This window comes from Micromonospora sp. NBS 11-29, assembly GCF_002140155.1.
GTDB lineage: Bacteria > Actinomycetota > Actinomycetes > Mycobacteriales > Micromonosporaceae > Micromonospora.
Window position 1 is genome coordinate 168,802 of record NZ_NAPR01000003.1, and the last position, 11,640, is coordinate 180,441.

Annotated in this window: 12 protein-coding genes and 1 riboswitch; of the genes, 9 read left to right on the forward strand and 3 right to left on the reverse strand. The window is 70.7% G+C overall.

Annotated features, from left to right (window positions below):
* Positions 1 to 106 precede the first annotated feature (106 nt).
* Complete coding sequence (locus B1205_RS02030; RefSeq protein ID WP_089154049.1) at positions 107 to 1,525, reverse strand: OFA family MFS transporter; 1,419 nt, start codon at positions 1,523 to 1,525, stop codon at positions 107 to 109.
* A 177-nt stretch (positions 1,526 to 1,702) separates the two neighbouring features.
* Here B1205_RS02030 and pdxY point away from each other — a divergent pair, with 177 nt between their 5' ends.
* From pdxY to B1205_RS02055, 5 genes are all read left to right on the forward strand, one after another.
* A complete protein-coding gene (gene pdxY, locus B1205_RS02035) occupies positions 1,703 to 2,554 on the forward strand; it encodes a pyridoxal kinase PdxY (protein ID WP_089154361.1) in 852 nt (283 codons plus the stop codon).
* 16 nt (positions 2,555 to 2,570) lie between these two features.
* Positions 2,571 to 3,020, forward strand: coding sequence for a helix-turn-helix transcriptional regulator (locus tag B1205_RS02040; RefSeq protein ID WP_089154050.1), 450 nt, complete (start codon positions 2,571 to 2,573; stop codon positions 3,018 to 3,020).
* A 10-nt stretch (positions 3,021 to 3,030) separates the two neighbouring features.
* Positions 3,031 to 3,441 carry a VOC family protein gene (locus tag B1205_RS02045; RefSeq protein WP_089154362.1) on the forward strand — a complete coding sequence of 137 codons (411 nt, stop codon included), beginning with the start codon at positions 3,031 to 3,033 and terminating at the stop codon, positions 3,439 to 3,441.
* A gap of 20 nt (positions 3,442 to 3,461) precedes the next feature.
* Positions 3,462 to 5,822: an ATP-binding cassette domain-containing protein gene (locus B1205_RS02050; RefSeq protein WP_089154051.1), complete on the forward strand. Its 2,361-nt coding sequence runs from the start codon at positions 3,462 to 3,464 to the stop codon at positions 5,820 to 5,822.
* Between the two features lie 650 nt (positions 5,823 to 6,472).
* Positions 6,473 to 7,468, forward strand: coding sequence for a tyrosine-type recombinase/integrase (locus tag B1205_RS02055; RefSeq protein ID WP_089154052.1), 996 nt, complete (start codon positions 6,473 to 6,475; stop codon positions 7,466 to 7,468).
* 19 nt (positions 7,469 to 7,487) lie between these two features.
* On the opposite strand, the gene B1205_RS02060 is transcribed toward B1205_RS02055, so the two are convergent.
* Positions 7,488 to 7,856, reverse strand: coding sequence for a nuclear transport factor 2 family protein (locus B1205_RS02060; protein ID WP_089154053.1), 369 nt, complete (start codon positions 7,854 to 7,856; stop codon positions 7,488 to 7,490).
* 78 nt (positions 7,857 to 7,934) lie between these two features.
* On the opposite strand from B1205_RS02060, the gene B1205_RS02065 reads away from it, so the two are divergent.
* The 3 genes from B1205_RS02065 to B1205_RS02075 all read left to right on the forward strand — a co-directional run bounded on the left by B1205_RS02065 (position 7,935) and on the right by B1205_RS02075 (position 10,277).
* Entirely contained in the window at positions 7,935 to 8,747 is an 813-nt protein-coding gene (locus B1205_RS02065) for a MerR family transcriptional regulator (protein ID WP_089154363.1), read from the forward strand.
* 32 nt (positions 8,748 to 8,779) lie between these two features.
* Entirely contained in the window at positions 8,780 to 9,304 is a 525-nt protein-coding gene (locus B1205_RS02070) for a hypothetical protein (protein ID WP_254909645.1), read from the forward strand.
* Positions 9,302 to 9,382: riboswitch (ZMP/ZTP riboswitch) on the forward strand. (Overlaps the previous gene by 3 nt.)
* Before the next feature lie 13 nt (positions 9,383 to 9,395).
* Positions 9,396 to 10,277 carry a bifunctional 5,10-methylenetetrahydrofolate dehydrogenase/5,10-methenyltetrahydrofolate cyclohydrolase gene (locus B1205_RS02075; protein WP_089154054.1) on the forward strand — a complete coding sequence of 294 codons (882 nt, stop codon included), beginning with the start codon at positions 9,396 to 9,398 and terminating at the stop codon, positions 10,275 to 10,277.
* A 1-nt stretch (position 10,278) separates the two neighbouring features.
* On the opposite strand, the gene B1205_RS02080 is transcribed toward B1205_RS02075, so the two are convergent.
* On the reverse strand, positions 10,279 to 11,058 hold the full coding sequence (locus B1205_RS02080) for an endonuclease/exonuclease/phosphatase family protein (protein ID WP_089154364.1): 780 nt from the start codon (positions 11,056 to 11,058) through the stop codon (positions 10,279 to 10,281).
* A gap of 228 nt (positions 11,059 to 11,286) precedes the next feature.
* Here B1205_RS02080 and B1205_RS30720 point away from each other — a divergent pair.
* Positions 11,287 to 11,640, forward strand: a 354-nt coding sequence (locus B1205_RS30720) for a TSUP family transporter (RefSeq protein WP_254909697.1), incomplete at its 3' end; no start/stop codon positions are given.

Sequence of the window (11,640 nt, forward strand, 5' to 3'; positions counted from 1 at the left end):
TTCGCCGCGGTGATCATCGTCTGCACCACGCCGTAGCCCAGCAGCACCGCCACCACCAGCCACGACACCACCAGACGGACCTGCTGCCCGCCACCGGTGCGCTCGTTCACGACCCGCTCCTGTCCGCCGTCACCGGCTGCTCGTCGATCATCTCGTCCCGGCCCGACGCCGGCTCGTGGAACCGCTTGGGCACCGGCCGGATCAGCGCGTTCGCCACCAGGCCCACCGCCAGCACCCCGACCATCGTGAACAACGCCGGCCGGTACGCCGACGCGGTCAACGAGCCCGGTTCGCCCTGCGCGTCGAGGAACGCGTTGACGATCAGCGGGCCGGCCACGCCCGCCGCCGACCAGGCGGTCAGCAACCGACCGTGGATCGCGCCCACCTCGAACGTGCCGAACAGGTCCCGCAGGTACGCCGGCGCGGTCGCGAACCCACCGCCGTAGAACGACAGGATCACGCAGGCCAACAGCACGAACAACGCCGTCGCCGTCTGCCCCACCAGCGCCAGCAGCAGGTACGTCACCAGCCCGACACCCAGGTACACCATGTAGATCGGCTTACGGCCGATCACGTCCGACGTCGACGACCAGACGAACCGGCCCGCCATGTTGAACAGCGACAGCAACCCGACGAAACCACCGGCCGCCGCCACCGACACCGCCGAGGTGCCACCGTCGCGGAAGAAGTCCTGGATCATGGGGCTGGCCTGCTCCAGGATGCCGATGCCGGCGGTCACGTTGCAGAACAGCACCACCCACAGCAGCCAGAACGAGCGCGTGCGCACCGCGTTCGCCGCCGACACGTTCGCGGTGGTCACCAGCGGCTTCGCCGCGACCTTCGCCGGGTCGAACCCGGCCGGCCGCCAGTTCGCCGCCGGCACCCGCACGTTGAACACCCCGAACATCATGATCACGAAGTAGCCGACACCGAGCGTGACGAACAGCCACACCAGCGCCGAGCCCGACGCCGTCGACCCGCTGTTCGACGGGTCGTAGCCGGAGTCGAAGAACGACAGCAACTGCCGGGACAGGGGAGAGGCCACCATCGCCCCACCACCGAAGCCCATGATCGCCAGACCCGTGGCCAACCCCGGCCGGTCCGGGAACCACTTGATCAACGTGGAGACGGGGGAGATGTACCCGATGCCCAGACCGATACCGCCCAGCACCCCGTAACCCAGGTACAGCAGCCACAACTGTGAGGTCGCGATGCCCAACGCGCCGACCAGGAAACCCGCCGCCCAGAAACACGCCGAGACGAACATCGCCTTACGCGGCCCGTTCGCCTCCACCCACGTCCCGGCCACCGCGGCCGACAACCCCAGCATCACGATCGCGATACTGAAGATCACCCCGATCGCGGTCTGCCCCGTGTCGAAGTGCGCAATCAGGGAGTTCTTGTACACGCTGGTCGCATACACCTGCCCGATGCACAGATGGATCGCCAACGCCGCCGGTGGGATCAGCCAACGGCTGTAACCCGGCGGCGCGACGGTACGCCCACGATCAAGTGCGGAAAGCATCCGTGCTTCCTCCGTTAGATGGTGAGAAACGCCCACTTCATGCCCCCACCGCAAGCGGAGCCCAAACCCACCCCGCGCCAGACGGTCGAAAGCCTGAGCCGAGCGGCCACGCTACCCCCGCCCGCCACCGAACGACCACCGAGAGTGACCGCCACCGCGGGATGCGACGATGACACCGTGAAGATCCTGTCCATCCAGTCCTCGGTCGCCTACGGCCACGTCGGCAACTCCGCCGCCGTCTTCCCCCTGCAACGCCTCCGCCACGAGGTATGGCCGGTCCTGACCGTGCACTTCTCCAACCACACCGGCTACGGCGCCTGGCGCGGCCCCCTGCTCGCCCCCACCGACGTCGCCGACGTCATCGCCGGCATCGCCGACCGCGGCATCCTCGGCACCGCCGACGCCGTGCTCTCCGGCTACCAGGGCGACCCCGCCGTCGGCGCCGTGATCCTCGACACCGTCGCCCAGGTCAAAGCCGCCAACCCCGCCGCCATCTACTGCTGCGACCCCGTCATGGGCGACGTCGGCCGCGGCATGTTCGTCCGCCCCGGCATCCCCGAATACCTCCGCGACACCGTCGTCCCACACGCCGACATCGTCACCCCCAACCAGTTCGAACTGGAATTCCTCGCCAACCGCCGCACCGACACCCTCGACGACCTCCTCACCGCCGTCGACACCGTCCGCGCCACCGGCCCCGACCACGTCCTCGTCACCAGCGTCCTGCACCGCGACCTGCCCGCCAGCCACCTCGACGTCGTCGCCGCCTCCACCGACGGCGCCTGGGCCGTCACCACCCCACTGCTCCCCATCGCCCCCAACGGCGGCGGCGACGTCACCGCCGCCCTCTACCTCGCCCACCTCGCCACCACCGGATCACCCCGCACCGCCCTCGAACACACCACCAACACGATCTACGCCATCCTCGAAGCCACCCTCGCCGCCGGCACCCGCGAACTCCAACTCGTCAACGCCCAGGACGCCATCGCCGACCCACCCACCCGATTCACCGCCCGCCGCCTGCGCTGACCCGAAGAGAGGACACGTGCCACCCGACACCGACCCCGCCTTCACCCAACGCCTCCGCGACCTCACCCGCCTACGACGCGTCCGCGACCGCATCGACCGCGAACACGCCCAACCCCTCGACGTCGAAGCGCTCGCCCGCGGCGTACACATGTCCGCCGGCCACCTCAGCCGCCAGTTCCGCCAGACCTACGGCGAATCCCCCTACTCCTACCTCATGACCCGCCGCATCGAACGCGCCATGGCCCTGCTGCGCCGCGGCGACCTCACCGTCACCGACGTCTGCTTCCACGTCGGCTGCCAGTCCCTCGGCACCTTCAGCACCCGCTTCACCCAACTCGTCGGCGAACCCCCCAGCACCTACCGGGCCCGCCACGCGCACGCCACCGCCGAACCACCCCCGTGCCTCACCAAACAGGTCACCCGACCGATCAGGAATCGAGAAGCCCGACCCGGGACGCCCCACTAGCGTGACCACCATGACGATCACCATCCACTACGCGTTCCTGCCCCACACCGACGCCGACGCCGCCCTCGCCTTCTACCGCGACACCCTCGGCTTCGAACTCCGCAACGACGTCGGCTACCAGGACATGCGCTGGCTCACCGTCGGCCCACCCGAACAACCCGAGACCGGCATCGTCCTGCACCCACCAGCCACCGACCCCGGCATCACCGACGACGAACGCCGCACCATCCACGAACTCATCGCCAAGGGCAGCTACGGCGCACTCACCCTCGCCACCGACGACCTCGACGGCCTGTTCGACCGCCTGGCGGCCAGCGGCGCCGACGTCGTCCAGGAACCCACCGAACAGCCCTACGGCGTCCGCGACTGCGCCTTCCGCGACCCCACCGGCAACCTCATCCGCATCAACCAGCGCCGCTGAACCCACCGGACGGAGACCCGATGCCCACGGCCCACGCCGACAGCCACGACACCATCCGCGTCCACGGCGCCCGCGAGAACAACCTGCGCGACGTCGACGTCGAACTACCCAAACGCCGCCTCACCGTCTTCACCGGCGTCTCCGGCTCCGGCAAGAGCTCCCTGGTCTTCGGCACCATCGCCGCCGAATCCCAACGCCTCATCAACGAGACCTACAGCGCCTTCGTCCAAGGCTTCATGCCCACCCTGTCCCGACCCGACGTCGACGTCCTCGACGGCCTCACCACCGCCATCATCGTCGACCAGGAACGCATGGGCGCCGACCCCCGCTCTACCGTCGGCACCGCCACCGACGCCAACGCCATGCTGCGCATCCTCTTCAGCCGCCTCGGCCAACCCCACATCGGCCCACCCAACGCCTACTCCTTCAACGTCCCCTCCGTCCGCGCCACCGGCGCCATCACCGTCGAACGCGGCCCCGGCAAACCCCGACCCCAGAAGACCACCTTCACCCGCCTCGGCGGCATGTGCCCCCGCTGCGAGGGCCGAGGCACCGTCAACGACGTCGACCTCACCGTCCTCTACGACGCCGACCGCACCCTCAACGACGGCGCCATCACCATCCCCGGCTACAGCATGGACGGCTGGTACGGCCGCATCTTCCGCGCCAGCGGCATGTTCGACCCCGACAAACCCATCCGCGACTACACCGAGCGTGAACTGCACGACCTCCTCCACAAGGAACCCACCAAAATCAAGGTCGAGGGCATCAACGTCACCTACACCGGCCTGATCCCCGCCATCCGCAAGTCGATGCTCGCCAAGGACGTCGACGCCATGCAACCCCACATCCGCGCCTTCGTCGAACGCGCCGTCACGTTCACCACCTGCCCCGACTGCGACGGCACCCGCCTGGCCCCCGAAGCCCGCTCCTCGACGATCCACGGCATCTCCATCGCCGACGCCTGCGCCATGCAGATCAGCGACCTCGCCACCTGGGTCCGTGACCTCGACGAACCCTCCGTCGGCCCACTGCTGCACGCGCTGGGGGACACCCTCGACTCCTTCGTCGAGATCGGCCTGGGCTACCTCAGCCTCGACCGCCCCGCCGGCACCCTCTCCGGCGGCGAGGCCCAACGCACCAAGATGATCCGCCACCTCGGCTCATCCCTCACCGACGTCACCTACGTCTTCGACGAACCCACCATCGGTTTGCACCCGCACGACATCACCCGGATGAACAACCTCCTGCTACGCCTGCGCGACAAGGGCAACACCGTCCTGGTGGTCGAACACAAACCCGAAACCATCGCCATCGCCGACCACGTCGTCGACCTCGGCCCCGGCGCCGGCACCGACGGCGGCACCATCTGCTACCAGGGCACCGTCGCCGGCCTACGCGCCAGCGGCACCACCACCGGCCGCCACCTCGACGACCGCGCCACCCTCAAGCACACTCCGCGTACGCCCACCGGCAGCCTGCCCATCCGCGGCGCCCGCACCCACAACCTGCGCGACGTCGACGTCGACATCCCCCTCGGCGTCCTGGTCGTCGTCACCGGCGTCGCCGGCTCCGGCAAGAGCTCCCTCATCCACGGCTCGCTGGGCACACGCGACGACGTCGTCAGCGTCGACCAGAGCCCCATCCGCGGCTCGCGCCGCAGCAACCCGGCCACCTACACCGGCCTGCTCGACCCCATCCGCAAGGCCTTCGCCAAGGCCAACGGCGTCAAACCCGCCCTGTTCAGCGCCAACTCCGAAGGCGCCTGCCCCACCTGCAACGGCGCCGGCGTCGTCTACACCGACCTGGGCATGATGGCCGGCGTCGCCAGCACCTGCGAGGACTGCGAGGGCAGACGTTTCCACGCCGCCGTCCTCGAACACCACCTCGGCGGACGCGACATCAGCGAGGTCCTCGCCATGTCCGTCACCGAGGCGGAGAAGTTCTTCGGCGCCGGCGACGCGCGCACCCCGGCCGCCCACACCGTCCTCGACCGGCTCGCCGACGTCGGCCTCGGCTACCTCACCCTCGGTCAACCGCTGACCACGCTCTCCGGCGGGGAGCGGCAGCGACTCAAGCTCGCCACCCGGATGGGGGACAAGGGCGACGTGTACGTCCTCGACGAGCCGACCACCGGCCTGCACCTGGCCGACGTCGCGCACCTGCTCGGCCTGCTCGACCGGCTCGTCGACGCCGGCAGGTCCGTCATCGTCATCGAGCACCACCAGGCGGTGATGGCGCACGCCGACTGGATCATCGACCTGGGTCCGGGCGCCGGTCACGACGGCGGTCGGATCGTCTTCGAAGGCACCCCGGCCGACCTGGTGGCCGGCCGGCCCACCCTGACCGGTGAGCACCTCGCCGCCTACGTCGGGGCCTGATCCCGGCGGGCACAGGGGTTCGATAATCTACATTATGTCAAGTAAGGAGGTGCGGGGCCTCCCCTCCAGTCTGCACACCTCGGCCATCGGGAGCAGTCACCAAGCGCTCCCGGCCCCCGTCCCTACGCCTGCCGGCGGCGCGGACGCAAGGTCGCGGCAGGCGTGGCGCCCGGTCGAGCAGGAACGCGGCCGCCGTCGTGCCGGCCGCGACATGGTGCGTCAGGGCACCGGAGGCACCCATAGCGTTCCAGTCGTGTGTCACCCAGCCGGCGAGTGGAACACCATGGGTGTCTCCGGCTCGTTTTGACACCCATACCGTTCCACTCGTGGGCTGAGTGAGGTGCGAGTGGAACGGTATGGGTGTCTGGCGAGAGACGGGCATCCGGCCGGGCGCGAGCGGCGGCGAGCCGGCGAGTCATGCGGACCTGCTACCGGGTCGTTTCCGACGTCAACTCGAAGGGCCCTCAGCATCGGGCCGTCCCGTGCCAGAGATCGGCTCGATCTTCGCGCCACGCCCCGGGCGCGTCGCCGTGCTGCGCCACGGCGGGCGTCTCCCGCCCCCCGGCAGGCGGTCGCGGCAGCCGCATTCGAGTCCTCTCCCCCGAGCGCGGCGGCTGACGGGAACACGAAATTCATGCATAATATCCCTTATGCATGACAAAGAGGACGAATCGGTAGGATCGCTGATCGAGGAGTTCCTGACCGCCCGGGCCACCCGCAAGCCCTCGCCGCACACCCTGGCGGCGTACCGTCGGGATCTTCGCGCGGTGGCGGCGCTGGTCACGACGGACGACGACGCCCCTCCCCTCCCCCTGGACCGGCTCTCGGTCGCCGCCCTCTCCCCCCGGGTGATGCGCGCGGCGTTCGCGCGCTTCGCCGCTCCCCGCGCCGCGGCGTCGGTCCACCGAGCCTGGTCTACCTGGAACAGTTTCTTCACCTTCCTGGTAGCCGAGGGTGTCGTGCCCGGGAATCCGATGCCGGCGGTGGGGCGGCCCCGCACGCCGATCCCCCGGCCGAAACCGCTGCGCGGTGAGGAGACGCCGGAGGAGTTGCTGGCGGCGGTGGCGCGGGCGGAGGGCCGGCAGCGCGACCCGTGGCCGCAGCGCGACCTGGCGGTGCTGGCGCTGGCGCTGTGTGCGGGCCTGCGCCTGTCGGAGCTGCTGGCGCTGCGGGTGTCGTCGGTGGCCGGGCGAGACGGGGAGCGGCGCGTGGACGTGGCGGGCAAGGGCGGGCGGCCGCGTACGGTGCCGATCGAGGCGGGCGTGGACCGGGTGCTGGCCGGCTATCTGGAGAGCCGGCGGGTGCGGTTCGGGGCGCGCAGCATGCGGCCGGACGGGCCGTTGCTGGTGGACCGGGCGGGTGAGGCGTTGCGTCGGGGTGGTCTGCAGTATCTGGTGGAGTCGTGTTACCGGCGGGCGGGCATCGGCGACCGGGTGCCGCGGGGTGCGCGGTTGCACGCGTTGCGGCACACGTTCGCGACGCGGTTGGCGGAGGACGGGGCGAGCGCGGCGGAGATCATGCGGTTGCTGGGGCACGCGTCGTTGGCGTCGTCGCAGACGTACATCGAGGTGACGGCCGGGCAGCAGCGGGCGGCGGTGGCGGCGAACCGTACGAACCGCGCGTTGGCGGGGTTGTCGGGTTCCTAGCGGGGGGTTGCCAGGGTGGTCATGGTTCGATCACCAGGCGGGCGATCAGCCCGTCGCGCATGGTGAAGCGGAAGTGCAGGTCGGCGGTGCCGCCGGGGAAGTCGCCTTCGAGGTGGTGCCGGGCTTCGTAGTGGTGGTCGTCGAGCTTGGCGGCGGCGGTGAGTTGGGTGGTGTAGGTGTATTCGCTGGCCGATCGGGACAGCCAGGCGCGGATCTGCTCGGGTCCGTGGTGGGTGCGGCCTTCGTCGGTGACCGACGCGTCGGGGGTGTAGAGCGCGACGGCGGTGTCGAGGTCGCGGGCCTGGTGGGCGGTGAGGTATCGGGTGATCGGGGTGGGTAGCTGGTCGGGTGCGATCGGTTCTGCGTGGTTCCAGTCGGTCGTGGCCATGGGCATACGGTGGGGTCTTCCGTCGGGAGAGGGTCAAGTCGTGGTGTCTCCCCCGGGGGGAGGGTGCAGAGTGGGTGGATGCGCGAAGGGCTGACGATCGGCGAGTTCGCGACGGTCACCCACCTGAGCGTGCGGACGTTGCGTCGGTATCACGAGGCTGGCCTGCTCGCGCCGAAGAGGGTGGATCCGTTCACCGGCTACCGCTACTACGCGACGGAGCAGATTCCGTCGGCGCAGGTGATCCACCGTCTGCGTGAGTTGGACGTGCCGTTGGCCGAGGTGAAGGCGATCATGGCGACGGATGATCCCGATCGGCGTGCCGCCGTGGTCGCGGGGCACCTGCGTCGGTTGGAGGAGGCGTTGGAGCGGACCCGTGGGGCGGTCGTGGCCCTGCGTCGGTTGCTGGGGCCGCCCGATGGTGAGCTGGCGGTCGAGGTGCGTGCGGTGCCGGGGTGTGTCGTCGCCGGGGTGCGGGGGCGCGTCGAGTTGGCGAGGGCCGGCGCGTGGTACGACGGGGCGATGGCGGAGTTGGACGCGGCGTTTGCGGTGGGTGGGCGGACGGGGCCGCCGGGTGGTCAGTACGCCAACGAGTTGTTCACCGGCGGGACGGGCGATGTGGTGGTGTACCGCCCGGTTCGGGATCCGCGCCCGTCGGGGCGGGTGGAGGTGATCGATCTGCCGGCGGCCGAGTTCGCGGTGGCCGTGCATGAGGGGCCGCACGACGACATCGATGTGACGTACGGGCGGCTCGGCGCGTGGGTGGTCGGGCATGCGCTGGCTGTTGGCGGGTCGGTTCGGGAGACGTATCTGGTGGGGCCGCGCGACACGGGTGTGGCGGCGGACTGGCGTACCGAGATCGGTTGGCCGGTGTTTCGTCTCTCCCCCGCCTGATCCGTCGGGTGCGGGTGGATGCGGCGCGGGCGGTGGCGGTCGGCTGGGTGCGGGAGCGGATGCGAGCCGATCCGTCGGTCGAGGGTGCGTTGTTCAGTGGTTCGACGGTGGGGTTGCCGGGGGACGCGGTGTTGCCGGCGTCGTCGGATGTGGATGTGCTGCTGGTGCGGGGCTCTCCTGGCCCGAAGGTGGGCAAGTTCGTCCACCGTGGGGTGTTGTTGGAGGTCAGCACGGTTACCTGGGGGCAGGTGGGTGGCCCGGAGGATGTGCTGGGGTCGTGGGTGTTCGCGCCGATGTTCCGTACCGATGCGGTGATCGCGGATCCGTCGGGCCGGTTGGCGGCGGTGCGGCGGCGGGTGGCGGCGGGGTACGCGGATCCGGTGTGGGTGCGGCGGCGGTGTGTGGGGGTGCGGCGGCGGGTGGAGGACGGGTTGCGGGTGTTGGACGTCGGGGGGTCGTTGGCGGATCAGGTGTTGGCGTGGGTGTTTCCGACGTCGTTGGTGGCGGTGTGGCCGGCGGTGGTGGATGCGGTGGTGGGTCGTGTTGTGGCAGGCTGAGGGGGACGCGACTGGCGGCACGGGGATGGGTGACCATCGGGGAGCTCGTCGTGGGGGTCGACCGCCTGGGCCTCCGCGGGCGAGGTGTCGCATGTCTTCTTCTTCGGGTTCGGGCGCGCGGTTGTTGCCGGGTGGGCCGGTGGCGCAGCGGGTGTTGGCGGAGGTCGCCGCGTCGGTGGTGGCGCTGCGGGCGGCGGGGGTGACGCCGGCGTTGGCGACGGTGCTGGTGGGTGACGACGACGCGAGCGCGGGTTACATCCGGATCAAGCAGCGTCAGGCGGACGGGTTGGGTTTCGCGTCGCCGCATGTGCATCTGCCGGCGTCGGCGTCGCAGGCGGATCTGCGGGCGGTGTTGGCGGATCTCAACGCTGACCGGGGCGTGCACGGGGTGTTGGTGCAGCATCCGATTCCGGTGGGTCTGGATTACGACCGGGCGTTGGCGGAGGTGGATCCGGACAAGGACGTCGATGGGATGCATCCGGTGAACATGGGCCGGTTGGCGTTGGGGTTGCCGGGTCCGTTGCCGTGTACGCCGGCGGGGATCGAGGCGTTGTTGGCGTTCCATCAGGTGCCGGTGGCGGGGCGTGAGGTGGTGGTGTTGGGTCGGGGTGCGACGTTGGGGCGGCCGTTGGCGATGTTGTTGGCGCAAAAGCGGCCGACGGCGAATGCGGCGGTGACGGTGGTGCACACGGGGGTGGCGGATTGGCCTCGGTACACGCGGCGGGCGGAGATTCTGGTGGCGGCGGCGGGGGTGCCGGGGATCGTGCGGCCGGAGCATGTGCGCCCGGGTGCGGTGGTGGTGGGTGGTGGGGTGCGGTATGAGGGGCGGCGTTTGTTGCCGGATGTGGATGAGTCGTGTGCCCGGGTGGCGGGGGCGATCACGCCGCGGGTGGGTGGGGTGGGTCCGACGACGGTGGCGATGTTGTTCCGCAATGCGGTGGAGGCGGCGCGGCGGCAGTCGGGGTTGGGGTGAGTCAGCCGAGGTCGACGACGAGGGGTCGGTGGTCGGAGATGGTGGCGAGGGGGGTGTGGACGGCGGTGACGGGTGGGAGCCGGTCGAGGTGTTGCCGGTCGGCGAGGATGTGGTCGAGTTGGATGCGGGGTTGTCCGGCGGGGTAGGTGGGGCGTCGGGCGAGGGGTTGCCAGCGGGTGAGGGTGGCGGCGGGGCCGGCGGGGAGGTTGAGGTCGCCGAGCAGGATCCGGGGTGCGGGTAGGGCGCGTAGGGCGCGTACGACGCGGTGGAGTTGCCACAGGTTCCAGCCGGGGACGAAGGACAGGTGGGTGGCGGCGACGGTGAGGGGGCCGTGGGGGGTGTCGAGGACGGCGGCGAGGACGACGCGGGGTTCGTCGCGGAGCAGGAGGAGTCCGCCGCCGGGTCCGGGTGCGTAGATGGGTGAGCGGACGGGGGCGGCGCGTAGTCGGGTGACCTGCCAGGTGCGGACGGGGTGGCGGCTGATGAGGCCGACGCCGTAGAGGGGTTCGCCGTGGCCGTCGTCGTCGTGGGTGAGGGGTCGGAAGTGTTCTCCGGGGGTGCCGACGACGGCGGCGGCGAAGCGGTGGTGCTCGGCGTTCATGGCGCGGGCGGCGTGGGCGGTGAGGTCGAGGTTGCCGCTGCGGGTCTGGTCGCGGTCGACTTCCTGGAGGGCGAGGATGTCGGCGTCGAGGGCGGTGACGGCGGTGGTGAGCCGGTCGGGGTCGACGAGTCCGTCGGTGAGGGAGCGGCCGTGCAGCAGGTTGAAGGTGGCCAGGCGCACCTGCACACCTTACGTGGGCGTGGGAGGCTGGGCGGGTGCTGAAGGTTTTGTGTTGTTCGATGGTGGTGTTCGTGGTGGTGGCGTGGGCGGGGGTGTGGTTGCGGCGGCGTCGGGGGCGGTGAGGCTGGCCACAGCCTGCGTCGTGGCTGGTGGCCCGGTGGGCAGAATGCGCGCGTGGATGTCGGTTCGTTGGTGACGTTGTTGGTGGCGGCCGCCCTGGCGGGGTGGGTGGACGCGGTGGTGGGTGGTGGTGGGTTGTTGTTGTTGCCGGCGTTGTTGGTGGCGGCGCCGGGGGTGCCGGTGGCGACGGCGTTGGGGACGAACAAGTTGGCGGCGATCTTCGGTACGTCGACGGCGGCGGTGACGTATGCGCGGCGGACGAGGTTGGACTGGGCGGTGGTGGGTCCGGCGGCGGGGTTGGCGGTGGTGACGGCGGGGTTGGGTGCGGCGTTGGCGGGTGCGGTGCCGGGTGGCGCGTACCGGCCGGTGGTGTTGGTGGTGTTGGTGGCGGTGGCGGTGTTCGTGGTGGCGCGGCCGTCGTTGGGTGTGGTGGCGGTGGCGGGTCGGCGGACGCCGACGCGG

What these genes read in the sequence shown, in the direction of transcription:
- B1205_RS02030 (WP_089154049.1), bottom strand. Translation starts at nt 1,525, where the DNA reads ATGCTTTCCGCACTTGATCGTGGGCGTACCGTCGCGCCGCCGGGTTAC.
- B1205_RS02045 (WP_089154362.1), top strand. Translation starts at nt 3,031, where the DNA reads ATGACGATCACCATCCACTACGCGTTCCTGCCCCACACCGACGCCGAC.
- B1205_RS02055 (WP_089154052.1), top strand. Translation starts at nt 6,473, where the DNA reads ATGCATGACAAAGAGGACGAATCGGTAGGATCGCTGATCGAGGAGTTC.
- B1205_RS02050 (WP_089154051.1), top strand. Translation starts at nt 3,462, where the DNA reads ATGCCCACGGCCCACGCCGACAGCCACGACACCATCCGCGTCCACGGC.
- B1205_RS02060 (WP_089154053.1), bottom strand. Translation starts at nt 7,856, where the DNA reads ATGGCCACGACCGACTGGAACCACGCAGAACCGATCGCACCCGACCAG.
- B1205_RS02075 (WP_089154054.1), top strand. Translation starts at nt 9,396, where the DNA reads ATGTCTTCTTCTTCGGGTTCGGGCGCGCGGTTGTTGCCGGGTGGGCCG.
- B1205_RS02065 (WP_089154363.1), top strand. Translation starts at nt 7,935, where the DNA reads ATGCGCGAAGGGCTGACGATCGGCGAGTTCGCGACGGTCACCCACCTG.